General features: G+C 67.0%; 14 protein-coding genes. 5 read left to right on the top strand and 9 right to left on the bottom strand.

Going from position 1 to position 18,674, the window contains the following annotated elements:
* Positions 1 to 32: 32 nt before the first annotated feature.
* Complete coding sequence (locus tag IPG63_10095; GenBank protein MBK6727594.1) at positions 33 to 680, bottom strand: TetR/AcrR family transcriptional regulator; 648 nt, start codon at positions 678 to 680, stop codon at positions 33 to 35.
* A 74-nt stretch (positions 681 to 754) separates the two neighbouring features.
* Here IPG63_10095 and IPG63_10090 point away from each other — a divergent pair, with 74 nt between their 5' ends.
* The 3 genes from IPG63_10090 to IPG63_10080 all read left to right on the top strand — a co-directional run bounded on the left by IPG63_10090 (position 755) and on the right by IPG63_10080 (position 7,402).
* Complete coding sequence (locus IPG63_10090) at positions 755 to 1,858, top strand: efflux RND transporter periplasmic adaptor subunit (GenBank protein MBK6727593.1); 1,104 nt, start codon at positions 755 to 757, stop codon at positions 1,856 to 1,858.
* Positions 1,855 to 4,965: an efflux RND transporter permease subunit gene (locus tag IPG63_10085; protein ID MBK6727592.1), complete on the top strand. Its 3,111-nt coding sequence runs from the start codon at positions 1,855 to 1,857 to the stop codon at positions 4,963 to 4,965. Before IPG63_10090 ends, IPG63_10085 begins: the two co-directional genes overlap by 4 nt.
* 115 nt (positions 4,966 to 5,080) lie before the next feature.
* Positions 5,081 to 7,402, top strand: coding sequence for an LTA synthase family protein (locus IPG63_10080; GenBank protein MBK6727591.1), 2,322 nt, complete (start codon positions 5,081 to 5,083; stop codon positions 7,400 to 7,402).
* Between the two features lie 4 nt (positions 7,403 to 7,406).
* Here the strand turns inward: IPG63_10080 and IPG63_10075 are convergent, their stop codons facing one another.
* From IPG63_10075 to IPG63_10050, 6 genes are read right to left on the bottom strand one after another with little or no spacing between them, the layout of a single operon-like run.
* On the bottom strand, positions 7,407 to 8,207 hold the full coding sequence (locus IPG63_10075; protein ID MBK6727590.1) for an ABC transporter ATP-binding protein: 801 nt from the start codon (positions 8,205 to 8,207) through the stop codon (positions 7,407 to 7,409).
* Entirely contained in the window at positions 8,204 to 9,001 is a 798-nt protein-coding gene (locus tag IPG63_10070) for an ABC transporter permease (GenBank protein ID MBK6727589.1), read from the bottom strand. The genes IPG63_10075 and IPG63_10070 overlap by 4 nt, the downstream gene beginning before the upstream one ends.
* A complete protein-coding gene (locus IPG63_10065; protein ID MBK6727588.1) occupies positions 8,998 to 9,333 on the bottom strand; it encodes an STAS domain-containing protein in 336 nt (111 codons plus the stop codon). The genes IPG63_10070 and IPG63_10065 overlap by 4 nt, the downstream gene beginning before the upstream one ends.
* Positions 9,330 to 9,761 carry an ATP-binding protein gene (locus IPG63_10060; GenBank protein ID MBK6727587.1) on the bottom strand — a complete coding sequence of 144 codons (432 nt, stop codon included), beginning with the start codon at positions 9,759 to 9,761 and terminating at the stop codon, positions 9,330 to 9,332. The genes IPG63_10065 and IPG63_10060 overlap by 4 nt, the downstream gene beginning before the upstream one ends.
* Positions 9,758 to 11,008: a SpoIIE family protein phosphatase gene (locus tag IPG63_10055; GenBank protein MBK6727586.1), complete on the bottom strand. Its 1,251-nt coding sequence runs from the start codon at positions 11,006 to 11,008 to the stop codon at positions 9,758 to 9,760. The genes IPG63_10060 and IPG63_10055 overlap by 4 nt, the downstream gene beginning before the upstream one ends.
* Before the next feature lie 13 nt (positions 11,009 to 11,021).
* Positions 11,022 to 11,789: a phosphatidylcholine/phosphatidylserine synthase gene (locus tag IPG63_10050; GenBank protein ID MBK6727585.1), complete on the bottom strand. Its 768-nt coding sequence runs from the start codon at positions 11,787 to 11,789 to the stop codon at positions 11,022 to 11,024.
* A 65-nt stretch (positions 11,790 to 11,854) separates the two neighbouring features.
* On the opposite strand from IPG63_10050, the gene IPG63_10045 reads away from it, so the two are divergent.
* Positions 11,855 to 12,259 carry a DUF4124 domain-containing protein gene (locus IPG63_10045; GenBank protein MBK6727584.1) on the top strand — a complete coding sequence of 135 codons (405 nt, stop codon included), beginning with the start codon at positions 11,855 to 11,857 and terminating at the stop codon, positions 12,257 to 12,259.
* Between the two features lie 149 nt (positions 12,260 to 12,408).
* Positions 12,409 to 14,109, top strand: a complete 1,701-nt coding sequence (locus IPG63_10040) for a proline--tRNA ligase (protein ID MBK6727583.1) — start codon at positions 12,409 to 12,411, stop codon at positions 14,107 to 14,109.
* A gap of 58 nt (positions 14,110 to 14,167) precedes the next feature.
* Here IPG63_10040 and IPG63_10035 read toward each other — a convergent pair whose 3' ends face one another.
* Both IPG63_10035 and IPG63_10030 read right to left on the bottom strand, forming a co-directional pair.
* Complete coding sequence (locus IPG63_10035; GenBank protein MBK6727582.1) at positions 14,168 to 17,029, bottom strand: valine--tRNA ligase; 2,862 nt, start codon at positions 17,027 to 17,029, stop codon at positions 14,168 to 14,170.
* Between the two features lie 113 nt (positions 17,030 to 17,142).
* The gene (locus IPG63_10030; protein MBK6727581.1) at positions 17,143 to 18,663 is read right to left on the bottom strand and encodes a glycosyltransferase family 39 protein; all 1,521 of its coding nucleotides are present in this window, start codon (positions 18,661 to 18,663) and stop codon (positions 17,143 to 17,145) included.
* Between the last annotated feature and the right edge of the window lie 11 nt (positions 18,664 to 18,674).

Here is an 18,674-nt window from a genome sequence, read left to right as displayed (position 1 = left end):
GCCCTCCAGATCGCCGCCGAACCGCGGCTCGATCAGCGCGCCCGCTTGGTCCCGTAAGCGCGCAGGAACATGTCGACGACACTGTCGATGTGCGCGGCCACTTCCTTGCGCGGCACCGGTTTCTGGCAACCGCACAGTTGCTTGAGGTGGCCGATGCCCTTGAGCAGGCAGAAGAAGTGTTGCGCAGCACGCGCCGGGTCCGGCACATCGAGCTGGCCGGCGGCGATGGCCTGATCGAGGAAGTGCTCGAAGCCATCCAGGGTCAGGCGCGGGCCGGCCTCGAAGAACAGCTCGGCCAGGCGCGCGTCCTGACCGGCGTTGGCGATCATCATGCGGTGCAGCGACAGCGATTCCGGACTGTGGATCAGCCCATGGAAACCGCGCGCGATCACGATCAGGGCATCGCGCACCGGCGTGCCCGCCGGTACCCGGAACATCGCCGCCGGCATCTGCTCCTCGCACTTGGCCGCGACCGCCGCTTTGAACAGCGCGTCCTTGTCGCCGAAGTGGCTGTAGACGGTGAGCTTGGACACGCCCGCAGCCTGCGCGATGGCGTCCATGCTGATGCCGTCGAATCCGTGGCTGGCGAACAGGCGCTTGGCCGCATTGAGGATGGCGTTGCGCTTGCCGAGGTCCTTAGGCCGACCGGGGGCCATGGCTTTCTTTGCGGTTCTGGGCATTACGATACTGGACAGTTCGGTTTGGTAACCATACTCTACCGCCCGGTTCACTAACTCGTCCATCGGAATTCGCCATGCTCCGTCTTCGCCTCGCGCTTGCTGCCGTCTTCGTCACCCTGTTCGTGATCCTGGCCGGCGCCTGTAGCGGCAATGGCAAGCCCGCCGAAGCGGTGAAGCCCGCCATCGTCGTGCGCCCGATTCCGCTCGAAGCGATGGCGATCGAGACCTACGCCGGTGACGTGCGTGCGCGCGTGCAGAGTTCGCTCGGCTTCCGCGTTGCCGGCAAGATCGACAAACGCCTGGTCGATGTCGGCGCACGCGTGCGCAAGGGGCAGACGCTGGCCGAACTGGCGCCCGAAGACCTGGAACTGCAGGCCGGCGCGGCGCAAGCGGCGGTTGCCTCGGCCGAAGCCAACCTGGCGCTGGCCGACGCCGAATTGGAGCGCCATCGCCTACTGCTCGACAAGAAATACATCAGCCAGGCCCTGTTCGACGCCCGCGCCAACCAGCAGAAAGCCGCAGCCGCCGGGCTCGAACAGGCGCGCGCGCAACTCGAAGTGGCGCGCAACCAGAGCGCCTACACCACCTTGCTGGCGACCGCGGACGGCGTCATCACCACGATCAGCGCCGAGGTCGGCCAAGTCGTGTCGGCCGGCCAGCCAATCATGACCCTGGCCCATTCCGGGGAGCTTGAGGTCGCCATCGACGTGCCCGAATCGCGCGTCAGCGAGTTCAAGCCCGGCCGCGTCGTCATCGCCGAGATGTGGGCTGCAAGTGGCAAGCGCTACGCCGCCACCATCCGCGAAGTGTCGCCCCAGGCCGACCCGGCGACGCGTACCAGCGCCGTTCGCGTAGCGCTTGATGTCCCCGATGCCGACGTCCAGCTCGGGCGCACCGCACGCATCTACCTCACCGATGCCGCGCGCGCGTCCTCGCTGCTGCTGCCACTGTCTGCGATCCACGAAAAGGACGGCAAGCCGGCGCTGTGGGTGGTCGACGCGAAGACGCGCAAGGTCGCGCTGCGCGAGGTCACGCTCGGCATCTACCGCGAGGATGGCGCCACCATCACCGCCGGCGTTACCGCCAGCGACTGGGTCGTCGCCAACGGCGTGCACAAGCTGCAGCCCGGCCAGGCGATCAAGCCGATCGACCGCGACAACCGCCCGGTGACGCTGTGAGCGGGTTCAACTTGTCCGAGTGGGCGCTGCGCAACCGCTCGCTGGTGCTGTACTTCGCGGTAGTGCTGGCGATCGCCGGCATCTGGTCCTACTCACGCCTGGGCCAGAGCGAAGACCCGCCGTTCACCTTCAAGGTCATGGTCGTGCGCACGCTGTGGCCGGGCGCGACCGCCGAGGAAACCGCACGCCAGGTCACCGAGCGCATCGAGGAAAAGCTGCAGGAGCTGCCGCAGCTCGAGTTCATTCGCAGCTATTCGCGTCCGGGCGAGTCGAACGTGTTCGTGATCGGCAAGGACTCGCTGCCGTCGAAGGACATGCCTGACTTGTTCTACCAAGTGCGCAAGAAAGTCAACGACGTCCGCCACACGCTGCCGGCAGGCACCCAGGGACCCTTCGTCAACGACGAGTTCGGCGATACCTTCGGCAACATCTACGCACTGGTTGGCGACGGTTTCGACTACGGCCTGCTCAAGTCGTATGCCGAACGCGTGCAATTGCAGCTGCTGCGCGTGCCCGACGTGGCCAAGGTCGAACTGGTCGGCCTCCAGGATGAGCGCATCTACGTCGAGATCGCGAACGCCAAGATCGCCACCTTCGGCCTCGATTTCAGCGCGGTGATCCAGCAGCTCGAACAGCAGAACGCGGTGACGCCGGGCGGCAGCTTCGAGACTGAGAACGATCGCATCTTCGTGCGCGCCAGCGGCGCCTTCGACTCGGTCGACGCGATCCGCAACATCACCATCCGCGGCAACGGCCGCCTGTTCCGGCTCGGCGACGTGGCCGAGGTCCGCCGCGGTTTTGTCGATCCGCCGGCTGCGCGCATGCGCTTCCAGGGCCGCGAGGGCATCGGCCTCGCGGTGGCGATGAAGAAGGGCGGCGACATCGTGCGCCTCGGCCGCGCACTCGACGAGGCAACCGCCAATATCGAGAAGGACTTGCCGGTCGGGCTCGAGTTCGCGCGCGTCGCCGATCAGCCGCGCGCGGTGCGCAACTCGATCGCCGAATTCGTGCGCACCCTCGGCGAGGCGGTGCTGATCGTGCTCGCGGTGAGTTTCTTCTCGCTCGGCTACCGCACCGGGCTGGTGGTCGCGCTGTCGATCCCGCTGGTGCTGGCGATGACCTTCGCGGCGATGTACTTCTTCGACATCGGCCTGCACAAGATCTCGCTCGGCGCGCTGGTGCTGGCGCTCGGCCTGCTGGTCGACGACGCCATCATCGCGGTGGAAATGATGGCGGTGAAACTGGAGCAGGGCTACGACCGCATCCGCGCCGCCGCGTTCGCCTATTCGAGCACGGCGTTCCCGATGCTCACCGGCACCCTGATCACTGCCGCCGGCTTCCTGCCGATCGCGACCGCACAGTCCGGCACCGGCGAGTACACGCGCTCGATCTTCCAGGTGGTGACGATCGCGCTGGTGCTGTCCTGGATCGCCGCGGTGGTGTTCATCCCCTACTTCGGCTATCGCCTGCTGCCTGACGGCGACAAGTTGCGCGCCGAACACGCCGGGCACGACCTCTACGACACCCGCTTCTATCGCCGCTTTCGCGAACTCCTGGAGTGGTGCCTCGATCATCGGCGCACCGTGATTGCGGCCACCGCGCTCGCCTTCGTGGTCTCGCTCGGGCTGTTCCGCTTCGTGCAGCAGCAGTTCTTCCCGGCTTCGACGCGACTCGAACTGATGGTGGACATGAAGCTACCCGAAGGCAGCTCGCTGCACGCCACCGACAAGGCAGTGCTTCGCCTGGAGCAGTTCCTGGATCAGCAAAAGGGCGTCGAGAACTATGTGGCCTATGTCGGCACCGGCTCGCCACGCTTCTACCTGCCGCTCGACCAGCAATTGCCGCAGGCGAGCTTCGCGCAGTTCGTGGTGCTGACCGAGTCGATCGACGCGCGCGAAGCGCTGCGGGCGAAGCTGATTCGCCTGTTCGAGGACGAGTTCACCGGACTGCGCGGACGCGTGACGCGCCTGGAAAACGGGCCGCCGGTCGGCTTTCCGGTGCAGTTCCGGGTGATGGGCGAAGACATCCCGACGGTGCGCCGCATCGCCCGCGAGGTGGCCACGGTGATGCGCGCGAATGCAGACCTGTCCAACGTGCATTTGGACTGGGAGGAGCCGAGCAAGGTGATCCGCCTGGTCATCGACCAGGACCGCGCGCGCCAGATCGGCGTCAACTCGCAGCAGCTCTCGCAGTTCATCCAGAGCTCGATCAGCGGCTCGCGCATCACCCAGTACCGCGAGGGCGACGAGACCATCGACGTGATGCTGCGCAGCCCGGTCGAGGAGCGTGCGCGGCTGTCGCTGCTCGACTCGCTCGCGGTGCCGACCGAGTCCGGAAAGTCGGTGCCGCTGGCGCAGATCGCGACCATCGAGTACGGGCTGGAGGAAGGCATCGTCTGGCGCCGCAACCGGCTGCCGACGGTGACCGTGCGTGGCGATGTCTACGGCGAGGTGCAGCCACCGACGGTGACGGCGCAGGTCGACCGGCAGTTGGCCAAACTGCGCGCCGAACTGCCGCCGGGTTATCTGTTGCAGCTCGGCGGCACGGTCGAGGACAGCGCCCGCGGCCAGGCCTCGGTGAATGCTGGCGTGCCGCTGTTCGTGGTGGTGGTGCTGACCCTGCTGATGTTCCAGCTGAAGAGTTTCTCGCGCACCTTCCTGGTGTTCCTGACCGCGCCGCTCGGCCTGATCGGCGTGACCCTGTTCCTGCTGCTGTTCAACACTCCGTTCGGTTTCGTCGCGATGCTCGGCACGATCGCGCTGTCCGGCATGATCATGCGCAACTCGGTGATCCTGGTCGATCAGATCGACCACGACATCGGAGAGGGCATGACCCCGTGGGACGCGCTCGTCGGCTCCACCATCCGCCGTTTCCGTCCGATCGTGCTGACCGCACTCGCTGCCGTGCTGGCGATGATCCCGCTCAAGAGCAGCGCCTTCTTCGGCCCGATGGCAGTTGCGATCATGGGGGGATTGATCGTCGCCACCGCGCTCACGCTGCTGTTCCTGCCGGCGCTGTACGCGCAGTGGTTCAAGGTTGAGCGGCCGCAACTGAAGCCGACGGAACTCGGCGACGACCCTTGGCCCGGAGACGAGATCGAGGCCTGATTCGGGACGGCGCGGACTGGCCGCGGGCGATCCGGCGCTAAGATCGCCGGTCCGGATCGCGACACAGAACCGACGAATGGAAGCTGGACCTGTTGATATCGGGCGCGCGAGGCACATGCACCGCCTCGCACGCATCGCGGTGCCGCTCACTGGCGCAATCGGCATCGGCCTCGTCCCACTGCTGTGGGGCGACGCCGCCGTGCTGACATCGCCGCTGCGACTGGCCACCAACCTGCTGCCCTGGTTCGGCCCATGGCTGCTGCTGCTGGCGTGGTTGCGGCGTCCACTCGCAGCAAGCGTCTGGGTGATCCTGCTGCAGTCGATCTTCCTCGGCCTGCACGAACTCAAGCTTCGGCACCTGGGCCTGCCACTCGTGCCCGCCGATGCCGTCGCTGCCGAACAGATGCTGTTCAGCCCTGCGCTGTACCTGCGCTATCTCGATCCATCCTGGCGCTTGGCCGGCGCCGCCGGGTTGGTGGCGATCGCGCTGCTGCATCGTCTCGACCAGCCCGCTGCGGCACTGCGTGGAAGGCTTCGCTGGACGACCGCGATCGCCGGCGCGGCGATGATCACATCCCTCGCACTGGCGGCCTCGCCCTGGCGCTGGCTCTATGACCGCGAGCGTCTCGATGTCCACGTCTGGATGCCCGCCGAGGCCGCCGAGGCCGCCGGCGCAACCGCCCACTTCCTGCACCTGTACCTGCATACCTCGTCCAGCCTGCCGCCCGCCGACGCAGCCGTGGCGGCGGATGCGATGGCCTGGTTGGCGCGGAACGAACACGAGTTCGGCGTGACCGCCAGCACGACAACGCTGCCGGACCTGATCGTGGTGCAGAGCGAGTCGTTCATGGACCCGGGCGCGCTGCTGGGCATGGATACCGAACAATTCGCACCGCAGCTGGCGCGGTTGCGTCTCCAGCATGCACACGGTGACTTGCGCGTCCCGGCATTCGGCGGACTCACCACGCGCACCGAGTTCGAGTTCCTCACCGCATTCCCGTTGCTCGAGGACGCGCGCATCCAGTACCCGTACCAGGGTCTGGTGCATCGCCCCCTGCAGGCACTGCCCTGGACCCTGGTGACGCTTGGCTACCAGACCGCCGCAGTGCATCCCTACGACCTCCGCTTCTACCGGCGCGACCTCGTGCTGCCGCTGCTTGGCTTTGAGCAACTCCACGGTATCAGCGAATTCGATCCCGCCGATGTGCATGGCTACCACGTCTCGGATGCGGCACTGAACCGCCGCATCATCGAACTGCTCGGCGATGGCGCACCGCAGTTTCTCTTTGCCGTGACCATGGAGAACCACGGGCCTTGGGATGAAAGTCGCGCGATTCCGCAGGATGCTCTGCCGCAGTTGCCCGCAGCCGTGGCCCTGGCCGAAACCTCGGCGCTGCAAATGCGTCGCTTCCTGCATCACACGCGGCGCGCCGATGCGGCACTCGGCGAGCTGGCGCGGTGGGTGATGCAACGCCAGCGACCGACCCTGCTGCTGTTCTACGGCGACCACTTGCCGGGTCTGGCACCCGCGCTGGAGCAATGGGGATTCGACGATGGCCTGACCGCGGTGGCGCAGGCGACGCCCTGGCTGCTGGTTGACAACCGCAGCACCGGCACGCAACGCATCGACCTCCACGCCCATGAACTCGCGCCGTGGCTGCTGGCGCGCGCCGGCATCGCCGATGCCGGGCTGTTCGCGCCGCTGGAAGCGCTCCGGCGCGCACGCGCGCGATCGGCGCTGCCCGAGTCGGCGCGCGACTGGCACTCTCAGCTGGTGGCGGCGGCTTTGCGCGAGGAGCCAACGGCGCGCTCGATCGCGCTGGCGGACGCCGAGATGACAAAGCTCGTCGCATGGAGTCCGCAGTCGGCCGAAGCCGATGCCGAGGTCTCCGCGGCGCTGACCGTATGGTTCCAGTTCGAACCTGCCATCGACCGCAGCTTCCAGCTGGAAATCGGCGGCGAGCGCCTGCGCACGCTCAGGCAGGACGGCCATCTGTTGGTGGCCGAACTGCCCGCGCCCGGCCACCGATCTCTGCGTAGCGAACCGGCAACCGTTCCGGTGCGCCTGGTCGATCCGGTCGGGCGCCGCCAGCAAGTCATCGGCAAATTCGTCGTGCGCCCTCGCGCCGAGCGCCTGGGCGGTTGGCATGGCTTCGGCGCGGGGCCCTTCTGTGCGATCGACATCTTTGGTCCGCCGACCCTTGCCGCCAGCGCGAGCGCCGGCAATGAACGCGTCGGCCTGTGGTTGCGCGCCGGCTGCATTCCCGACGGCGCCAAACTGGTCTTCGACGGGACGGTACTCGACACCACCGTGGTCGACGACCTGGCTACCGCGTGGATTCCGCCCGCCCTGCTCGCCAAGCCGCGCGACGTGGCACTGCAACTGCGAGCCGGTGACGCCGAGCTGGCGGTCGGGCACATCGCGATCCAGCCGTGATGGCTCAGCCGTCTTCGTCGGTGAGCCGGCGCAGGTAGTCGTCGACATCGACCTCGACGGTGCGCGGGCGGCGGTTCAACAGGTCCTGGATGCGCTCGTTTTCGCTGGCGCGCACCTCGGCGACGGTGCCGGTGGTGAGCATGTCGCCCTGGTCGAGCACGGTGATGCGGTCGGCGATGCGGAACGCCGACTCGAGTTCGTGGGTGACCACGACGATGGTCATGCGCAGCGCATCGCGCAACTTCAGGATCAGCTCGTCGAGTTCGGCCGAGACCACCGGATCGAGACCGGCGCTGGGCTCATCGAAGAACAGCAGCTCCGGGTCCATGACGATGGCGCGCGCCAGCGCGGCGCGCTTGATCATGCCGCCGGAAAGCTGCGAGGGCATCAGGTCATGGAAGCCACCGAGGTTGACGAACTCGAGCTTGAGCCGCGACATGATGCGGATGGTGGTTTCGTCGAGCGCGGTATGTTCGCGCAACGGCAGCGCGACGTTCTCCCCCACCGACATCGAGGTGATCAGCGCGCCGCCCTGGAAGGAAACGCCGAGCTTGCGCCGCACTGCGAGCAACTCGCGCGCACCGGCAAGACCGACATCGACACCGAGGATCTTCACCGTGCCCGACACCGGTCGCTGCAACCCGATGATGTGGCGCAGCAGCGTTGACTTGCCCGAGCCCGACCCGCCCATGATCACGCGGATCTCGCCGCGCTTCACGCTGAAATCGACCCCGTGCAGGATGCGCCGACGCCCGTAGAAGGCTTCGAGTCCAACCACTTCGATCAGCGGCGCGGCGGCATTCATCGGTTCAGGAAAAAACTGAAGATCATGTCGGCGACGATGATCGCGCTGATCGAGACCACGACAGCACGCGTGGTCGCGCGGCCGACGCCTTCGGCACCGCCGCTCACCGAGAAGCCGGTGGCGACGCCGATGACGGTAATCAGCAGCGCGAACACAACGCTCTTGGCCAGTCCTTCCCAGACGTCGCGCGGGGTCAGGTGTTCCAGCGTCTGTGCCAGGTAGGTCGGCACGCTGATGTCGAGCATTGGCGCCGAATACAGCGCCGCGCCGAAGATGGCGGCGGCGTCGCTGAGTACGGTCAGCACCGGCAGCATCAGCAGCATCGCGACCAGCGCCGGCGCGACCAGATAACGCACCGGATCGATACCCATGACGCCGAGCGCGTCCACTTCCTGCGACACCGACATCGAGCCGATGCGCGCCGCGAACGAGGAGCCGGAACGGCCGGCGACGAGGATGCCGGTGATCAGCACGCCGAACTCGCGCGTCACCGACTTGGCGACGGCGAGCACCACCTGGGTCTGCGCGCCGAACTCGCTCAGCGTCGCGATGAACTGGATGGCGAGCATCAGACCCACGGTGAGCGACAGCAGCATCACGATTGGGATGGCATCGAATCCGACCTGGCGCATCTGCTCAACGATCGCAGCGAGTCGCACCGGCTGGCCGCGGTATCGACCAACCGCGGTGAACACCATCGCCTCGGCCACCAGCCCGGCGCCGTAGCCGACCGCGTCAACCGCGGCCACGGTACGGCGGCCGAGCCGGTTCAGCAGGTGCAGGGCCGGCTTCATTCGGTCGAACGCGCCGCGGCGAGGTCGGCGAAGATCGGGAACACGCGGTCCAGCCGCGCCAGCTCCAGCACCGCGCGCACCGGCTCGCTCGGCGCCAGCAGCGCGAAGCGACCGCCCTTGCCGCGCGCATGCTGGAAGCCCTCGACCAACGCGGCGATGCCGGAGGAGTCGATGTAGCTGACTGCATCCAGTTGCACTGCCAGCGCGCGCACCTTCGCGAACGCGTCGAGCACCTGGCGGCGCACGTCCTGCGACCACGACAGATCGACCTCGCCCCACACCTTCAATACCGCCCAGTCGCCGTCGCGGCTCAGCTCGCAACCCTTGTTCATGGTGCCGTCCTCGCATGCAGCTTGCGCACCATCGTCAGCACATTGCCGCAACGGTGCCTGAGCGGCCGCAGCCGCCAGTGGTCCATGGTTTCGTCGATGATATTGATGCCGAGCCCGCCCGGACGGCACTCCTCCAGATTGCGCGGGCGCAAGCAGCCGGGGTCCACCGCCGGCGCGCGGTCGCGCAGGCGAAAGCGCAGGCGTCCGCGTCGACGCTCGATGCACAGACCGATGCAGCCGCCATCACATTCGCGGTAGGCGTGGCGGATGATGTTGGCGCAGGCCTCATCGATCGCCAGCACCAGCTGCGCGGTATCGCGCGCCGCCAGCCCCTGGGCAGCGAGCGCGCGTTGCACCGAGGCGCGCACCGCAGACAATGCTTCGGCGCGCGCAGCAAACTCGATGCGCAACAGTGGCGGCGCGCTCATGCCGCAGCCTCGATCATCAACAAGGTGGTGTCATCGCCGAGCTGGCGTCGGCGCAGCTCGCCGACGATGCGGCGCAGACGCGTTTCCGGGCGCCACTGCGCATGGCGCTGGATCAGCTCGACCACGCCGTCGACGCCGAGCAGGTTGCGCGACTCGTCGCGCGCGTCGGTGGCGCCGTCGGAGAACAGGTACAGGCAACGCCCGTGCAGCACCGCCTGCTGCTGCGGAAAATCCATGCCCGGCACGATGCCGAGCGGCGGCCCCTCGGCACGAAACAACTGCGCACCCGCCGGACCATGCACCAGCACCGGCGGGAAGCCGGCATTGGCCCAGGTGGCGCTGGCGCTGGCCGGATCGTAGTAACCGACCGCGGCGCAGACGAAGGTGCCGCCGGCCACGGTGTCGCACAGGTCATCGTTGGCGCGCGCCAACCACTGCGCGGGGGTCAGCCCTTCCTTGCCGATGAAACGCAGCAGGCTGGCGCAGCGCACCATCAGGAACGCAGCGTCGAGGCCTTTGCCGGCGACATCGCCGATGGCGAAGCCGATGCGGCCGTCGGCGAGATCGAAGTGGTCGTAGAAGTCGCCCGAAATTTCGCGCGCCGGGCGGTTGATCGCGAGCAGCGGATAGCCACCGCGCCGACGCATCGGCAACAGCGAACGCTGCATGCGTCGCGCCAGCTGCAGTTCGCGGCGAATGCGCGCATGTTCGAGCAGGTTTTCGGTGAGCGCGGCATTGCTCGCCGCCAGCGCCGCGGTTGCGGCGAGCGCGCGCAGCAGGTCGCGATCGGATTCGTCGAACAGCGCGCCATCGCGCTTGTTGATCACCTGCAGCACGCCGATCGGTCCGCGCGCGGTGAGCAGCGGCGCGCCGAGCATGGTACGCGTGGACACGCCGGTGACAGCATCGATGACGCCGGTGAAATCGGGATCGGTGGCGGCGTCGCGCACGATCTGACACTGGCCGCTGGCGAGCGCGCGCCCAACGATGCCGCTATCGGCCGGAATGCGCAGGCCGATGATGTCGACCGGACCGGCGCAGGCGCGACAGACCAGTTCGTGCGTCGCGGTATCGAGCAGGAACACCGCGCCGCCCTGGGCACCGAGTGCGCCGATGATGCGCGCCAGCGCCAGGTTCAGCGCCGCATTCAGGTCGAGGGAAGACGCCAGCGCCTGGGCCAGATCGGCGACCAGCGCCAGCGCACTGTCGCCGGCACGACGGCCGGTGCCGCGATCGGCGGGGGCCATCGCGCTCATCGCATCACGGCGCCGCCGGACGCTCGCGTCGCTTGCGCATGCCCCACAGCGTCAGCACCGGGCCATGCGCCACGTAGAGCACGCAGATGCCGAGCAGCAGGCGCGGCGGATCGATCACCAGCAACACGATGATGCCGAGCGCGAGCGGGATCCAGATGAATGGCACGCGTTCCGATTCGGGCTTCGCCTTGAAACTCCAGTAGCGCAGCCGCGACACCATCAGGATGGCCGCGGTCAGGGTCACGAACAGCGCCAGGAATGCGACGCGAGTGCCGGGAATGGCGTGGTCGTTCATGGTCCAAACAAAGGACATCATGAGACCCGCGGATGCCGGACTCGCCAGCCCCTGGAAAAAACGCTTGTCGATCACGCCGATCTGGGTGTTGAAGCGCGCCAGGCGCATCGCCGCGCAGGCGGTGTACACGAAAGCCGCGGCCCAGCCGACCTTGCCCATGATCGGCCCATAGCCCTTGAGCGTGGCCAGCGCCCAGGCGTACATCACCACCGCCGGCGCCACGCCGAAGCTGACCAGGTCGGCGAGCGAGTCGTACTGCACGCCGAAATCGCTCTGCGTATTGGTCATGCGTGCCACGCGGCCGTCGACGCCATCCAGCAGCCCGGCCACGAATACCGCGATCGCAGCCTCGGTAAAGCGCCCGTTGAACGCCGAGATGATCGCGAAGAAGCCGGCCATCATGCCGGCCGTGGTGAACAGGTTCGGCAGCAGGTAGATGCCGGGGTGGCGCGCTGGGACGTTCGGGGAATCGCTCATGGGCGCAGTCTAGCGAAGCCGGGCGTGGTTCGCGTTACCATGTGTCCACCGCAGGAGGAACTCCGATGAAAATGAGTCTTGCAATCTGCCTTCTCGCCACTCTGGTGGCGGCAACCCCTGTCCACGCCGAGAAGTTCTACAAGTGGCAGGACGCGGACGGTGTCTGGCATTACAGCAACAAGCCGCCCAAGGACCAGCCAGCCGAAGCCCTGACCGTGCGCTCGAAGGGCGCCACGCAATCTGACGAGGAACGCGCCGAGCAGGCTCGCAAGGAGAAGGCGCGGGGTGGCGTTCCGGTGGCGACGGCCGAGCAGTGCACGAAGCTGCGCGAGAACCTCAAGGTGCTGGATTCGGCCACTTCAGTTCGCATCGACCGCAATGCGGATGGCGAGGCGGAAGATATGTCAATGGAAGAACAGCGCGCCGAAGCAGAAAAAACCCGGCGCCAGATCGAACGCTTCTGCGATTGATGTCTCCTCGTCGGAGAGCCGGCGGCTCGCGGCTGGAGCCACCGTGACGCTCGCGGTCAGCCGTATTGGCGGCCGACATCTGGACGCCGTGCCGCCGGACACGGCGTAGCGGGTAGAATCGGCGGCTCTGCCTTCTTCGAGCCCGCCCGATGCGCCTTTCGCAGTTCCATCTCCACACCACCAAGGAAACCCCGGCTGATGCCGATGTCGTCAGCCAGCAGCTGATGCTGCGCGCGGGGATGATCCGCAAGCTTGGAGCCGGGCTGTACACATGGACGCCGCTCGGTCTGCGCGTGTTGCGCAAGGTCGAGGCGGTGGTGCGCGAGGAGATGAACGCGGCCGGCGCGCTGGAACTGCTGATGCCCTCGGTGCAACCGCGCGAACTGTGGGAGGAAACCGGGCGTTGGCAGAAGTTCGGCGGCCAGTTGCTCAAGATCAAGGACCGCAAGCAGGCCGACTACTGCTACGGCCCGACGCACGAGGAAGTGATCACCGACTTCGCGCGCAACGAGCTGCGCAGCTACAAGCAGCTGCCGGTCAACTTCTATCAAATCCAGACCAAGTTCCGCGACGAAATCCGCCCGCGTTTCGGAGTGATGCGGGCGCGCGAGTTCCTGATGAAGGACGCCTACTCGTTCCACATGACGCCCGAGTGCATGGCGCGCGAGTACCAGAACATGTACGCCGCCTACACCCGCATCTTCACCCGCCTCGGGCTGAAGTTCCGCGCCGTGAACGCGGACACCGGCGCCATCGGCGGCAGCGCCTCGCATGAGTTCCACGTGCTCGCCGAATCCGGCGAGGACGCGATCGCGTTCTCGACCGCATCCGACTACGCCGCCAATATCGAGATGGCCGAAGCGCTGGCGCCGGCCGCAGCGCGTGCGCCAGCCGGTGGCGCGATGCGCAAGATCGCCACGCCGACGCAGAAGACCTGCGAAGAAGTCGCCGCGCTGCTCGGCATCGCGCTGACGCGCACGGTCAAGTCGGTGGCGCTGATGGCCGCGGATGGCCGCTTCGTGCTCGCGCTGGTGCGCGGTGACCACGTCGTCAACGAGATCAAGCTGGCCAAACTCGAGGGCATGGCCGAGTACCGGCTGGCGAGCGAGGCCGAAATCCTCGATCACCTCGGCTCCGAGCCGGGCTTCCTGGGCCCGGTTGCGCCGCGCCAGGCGGTGCGCGTGATCGCCGATCGCAGCGTCGCGGCAATGTCCGACTTCGTCGTTGGTGCCAACGAGGCAGGCTTCCATCTCGACGATGTGAACTGGGGTCGCGACCTGCCGGAGCCAGAACTCGTGGCCGACATCCGCAACGTCGTCGAGGGCGATCCCTCGCCCGATGGCACGGGCGAGCTCCGTATCGCGCGAGGAATCGAGGTCGGGCACGTGTTCCAGCTCGGCCAGAACTACGCCCGCGCCATGCACGCGAGCGTCGCCGATGAGCAGCAGCAGGCGCAGGTGATGTACATGGGCTGTTATGGCATCGGCGTGAGTCGCATCGTCGCTGCCGCGATCGAGCAGAACTTCGACGCCGCCGGCGTCATCTGGCCGGAACCGATGGCGCCGTGGCGCGTCGCGGTATGCGTGATCAATCCGAAGAATGACGCCAAGGTCGCGGACGCCGCGAGCGCACTTTACGCGGAGCTGAACAGTCGCGGCATCGAAACCACGCTCGACGATCGCGGCCTGCGCCCGGGCGCGATGTTCGCCGACATCGAGCTGATCGGTGTGCCGCACCGGGTCGTGGTCAGCGAGCGTGGGCTGGCGGCGGGAACCTTCGAGTACCGGGCGCGGCGCGCCAGCGAAGCAGAGCAGCTCGACCACGAGGCCTTGCTCGCCAGACTGAGTTGAAACCGGTTCGCCGCCGGAGATCGCCGCCACGGACGGGCGCAACCGATGCGTGCGCCGGTCACTCCAACTTCCCGCGCTGCGAGCGCAGCCCATCGATCTGGCTGGTCCAGTCGGCGAGGCGGGCTCGCTCCTGTTCGACCACGGCCGCCGGTGCGTTGGCGACGAAGGTTTCGCTGGCCAGCTTGCCCTGGCACTTCCTGATCTCGCCCTCGACGCGGGTGATTTCGCGATCGAGCCGCTTCTTCTCGGCGTCGAGATCGATCAGTCCGGCGAGCGGGATCAGCACGCGCAACGAACCGACGATGGCCGCGGCCGCCGCCGGCTCGGCTTCACCGGCGACAAGGAAACGCGGCGATTCGGCGCGCGCGAGGAACGCGATCTGGGCGGCGAACTTGGCGACACGGCGCGCATCATCGGCATCGCCGCCGGTGAACAGCATCGGGATAGCCTTGCTCGGCGCGATGTTCATTTCGCCGCGGATGCGGCGCACGCCCATCAACACGTCCTTCAGCCACTGCACTTCCGCAGCCGCGGTCGGATCGACCGTGATGTCGGTCGCCTGCGGGTAACGCTGGGTGGCGATGAACTGGCCTGCGGCATGGCCGAGTTTCGGCGACACGTGCTGCCAGATCTCCTCGGTCACGAACGGGACCAGCGGATGCAGCGCGCGCAGCACGGTCTCGAGCACATACAGCAGCGTGTGGCGCGTCGAGTCCGCGGCCACGGCGTCGTCGCCGGCCAGCGCCGGTTTGGTGAGTTCGAGGAACCAATCGCAGTATTCGTTCCAGGTGAACTCGTACAGCGCCTGCGAGGCCAGGTCGAAGCGGTAGTCGGCGAGTTGCGCGTGCACGCTGTCGATGGTCGCGGCCAGGCGCGACAGGATCCAGCGTTCGGCTTCAGTGCTCGCCGTAGGAGCGACCCCGGTCGCGACCGCAAACCCCTCCGTGTTCATCAGCACGAAGCGCGCCGCGTTCCACAGCTTGTTGCAGAAGTTCTTGTAGCCCTCGCAGCGATTGAAGTCGAACTTGATGTCGCGGCCGTGCGAGGCGAGCGAGGCGAAGGTGAAGCGCAACGCGTCGGCACCGACTGCGGTGATGCCTTCGGGGAACTCCTTGCGCGTGGCCGCTTCGATCTTGGGGGCATCCTTGGGCTGCATCAGACCCGAGGTGCGCTTGGCGATCAGGTCCGCGAGCGAGATGCCGTCGATCAGATCCAGCGGGTCGAGCACGTTGCCCTTGGACTTGGACATCTTGTTGCCGTCGCGGTCGCGCACCAGCCCGGTAATGTAGACGTGCTTGAACGGCACCTGGCCGGTGAAGTGGTCGGTCATCATGATCATCCGGGCGACCCAGAAGAAGATGATGTCGAAGCCGGTGACCAGCACCGAGGTCGGCAGGAAGGTGTCGAAGCCGTATTGCTTCATCGCATCCGCGTCCGGCCAACCGAGCGTCGAATGCGACCACAGCGCCGAGCTGAACCAGGTTTCGAGCACGTCGTCGTCGCGGGTGAGTCGGATCGCGCCATTCGACTCCGTTCGCACTGAGCCTGTCGAAGTGCGAGCGGAGTCGACCTCGAGGGATCGTCCTTCGACGGGCTCAGGGCGAACGGAACGCTTCGCCGCACGCGCCTTGTCCAGAGCTTCTGCTTCGGTCCGGGCGACGAAGATGTTTCCATCATCGTCGTACCACGCCGGAATGCGATGGCCCCACCACAACTGGCGCGAGATGCACCAGTCCTGGATGTTGCCGAGCCAATGGCGATAGGTGTTGATCCAGTTCTCCGGCACGAACTTGACGCTGCCGTTTTCCACCAGTTCGAGACCGCGGGCCGCGAGCCCGTCCATCTTCACGAACCACTGGTAGGTCAGGTACGGCTCGATCACCTGACCGGTGCGATCGCCGCGCGGCACCTGCAGCTTGTGCGCCTTTTCCTCCACCAGCAGCTCGGCCGCGGTCAGGTCGGCGAGAACGGCCTTGCGCGCGACATACCGATCGAGCCCGCGGTATTGGGCCGGGGCGTTGTCGTTGACGGTCGCGGTCGGCGTGAAGATGTTGATCATCGGCAGGCTGTGGCGCTTGCCGATTTCGTAGTCGTTGAAATCATGCGCCGGCGTGATCTTGACGCAGCCGGTACCGAAGTCCTTGTCGACATAGGCGTCGGCGATGATCGGGATCTCGCGCTCGGTCAGCGGCAGTTTCAGCATCTTGCCGATCAGGCCGGCGTAACGCTCGTCCTCCGGATGCACGGCAACGGCGACGTCACCCAGCATGGTTTCCGGACGCGTGGTCGCGACCACCAGCTGGCCCGAGCCATCGGCGAGCGGATACGCGATCGACCAGAGCTTGCCTTGTTCCTCCTCGCTGACCACTTCCAGATCGGAGATCGCGGTGAGCAGCACCGGGTCCCAGTTCACCAGGCGCTGGCCGCGGTAGATCAGGCCCTGTTCGTGCAGGCGCACAAAGGTCTCGACGACGGCCTTCGACAGGCCTTCGTCCATGGTGAAGCGTTCGCGCGACCAGTCGCCGCTGACGCCCATGCGCCGCATCTGGCGGCTGATCGTGCTGCCGGATTCTTCCTTCCACTGCCAGACGCGCTCGACGAACTGTTCGCGACCGAGTGCGTTGCGGGTCTGGCCTTCGCGTTCGAGCAGGCGGCTGACGACCATCTCGGTCGCGATGCCGGCATGATCGGTACCGAGCTGCCACAACGTGCGCTTGCCGCACATGCGCTGGTAACGGATCAGCGTATCCATGATCGTGTGCTGGAACGCATGCCCCATGTGCAGGGTGCCGGTCACGTTCGGCGGCGGCAGCATGATCGTGTACGGCTCGCCATCGCCGCTTGGTGCGAAGTAGCCGCTGGCCTCCCACTGCGGGTACCAGCGCGACTCGATGTCCCGGGGATCGAAGCTCTTGTCCATGCATGACTCCACTGCGTCGCGACCGGGCCGCAACGACTGAATGAGAACTGGAAGGGCCGTGAAACCGCGGCCGGAGGCCGGTTAGGCTAGCACGGGCGCCGTGTGCACCGAATTCAGTTGCGCTCGCGGTCGCGATCGCGACGGACGCCGGCGATAACGAAGCGGTGCGACTCGCCGAAGCGCTGCACATGGTGCCCGAGCGCGCGCGCCATGGCCGCGAAGGCACCATAGCGCTCCGGGCGCACCAGATACAGGCGCGGCCCCTCGGCTTCTGCGAGTTCTTCGGACAACACCTGGTCATAGCGCGGGTCCGCGCTCGGCGCGATGCTGATCCACTCGGCTTCGATGTCGAGGTAGAAACCGAGACCATAGCGCGGCGACTCGTCGATGAAGACCGCTTCACCCGGCTGGAACGGTACGACACGCCTGATTTCGGCGGCGAAGGCGCGCATGTCCTTGTTGTTGTGCACGTGCGCAGCCGCGGCCTTGAGCAGCACCAGCAGTACCGTCACCCACGGCAGCCAGGCCAGGCGCCGCCGCAGTCGCTGCGGCTCGGCCAGCCAGGCACGGGCAATGACCAGCGCGATCGCCGGGAACAGGGGCAACAGATACAGCGGCAGGCGCGAGCGCGCGAGCAGGAACACCAGCAGGGAAAGGCCGATCCACCAGGCCAGGAAGCGGCCCTGCGGCGCCAACCTCGACCAGCGCAATCGCGTCAACGGCAGCTCGCGCCAATGCCGCCACAAGGTCGGCAACCATGGCAGCGTGCCCACCAGCAGGGTCGGGCCATAGATGTAGAAGCCGCCCCACCACTGCGGAAAGCGGCCGTGCTCGCCCGAAGCGATGCGCGCCACCACCTCTTCGCGCAGCAGATAGCCGAACATCTCTGGATTGCGCAGCAACACGGCGAGGTACCAGCCGAGACCAAGCAGAACGAATACGAGCAGGCCGCGTAGATCGAACAACTGACGCGTCCGCAGGTGCGACTGCAGGCCATCGAAGATCAGGATCGCCGCCAGTGGCAGCAGACCCGGCGGCCCCTTGGTCACGAAGGCGAGCCCGAAGCCGGCCCACATCAGCAGGATCCATGGCCAGGCTGCGGCATTCGCGCGCAGCGGCCAGCGCGCCCCGACGTAGCCGAACACGCCCAACGTCGTCATCAACGTGAGCAGCGTATCTGTGGTCACCAGATTCGCAGCGAAAAAGGGCAGCGCAGTGGTCGTGTAGATCGCCGCTGGCAGTCCCGGCAGCCGCGGCGTGAGCCTTCGACCAATGCCGAACAACAGGCCTGCGGTCAAGGCGAAGGCCAGCGCATACGGCGCGCGCACCGCCCATTCGTTGCGCCCGAACCGGGAGACGCTTCCGGCGATCGCCCAGTAGGTCAGCGGCGGTTTGGTCGGATGGATGCGGTGGTGATGGCGGCGCGGCGTGATGTAGTCGCCGCTCAGCAGCATCTCCATCGCCACCTGGGTGTAGCGCCCCTCGTCGGGTTCCCACAGCCCGCGCGAGCCCTGGAACGCAAAGCCAAGCGCCAGCGTGAACGCCATCGTCAGCCAGCACGATTGCAGCAATCGCTGCAGCCGCGACGTGACTGGCATGGCTCGCGGCGACGGTTCCAGAACGATGGCGGACATGGACGGCGGCA

It is taken from the genome of Lysobacterales bacterium (assembly GCA_016703225.1).
Taxonomy (GTDB): Bacteria; Pseudomonadota; Gammaproteobacteria; order Xanthomonadales; family Ahniellaceae; genus JADKHK01.
The sequence above is the reverse complement of the archived record's forward strand: the minus strand, read 5'-3'. Positions and strand labels throughout refer to the sequence as shown.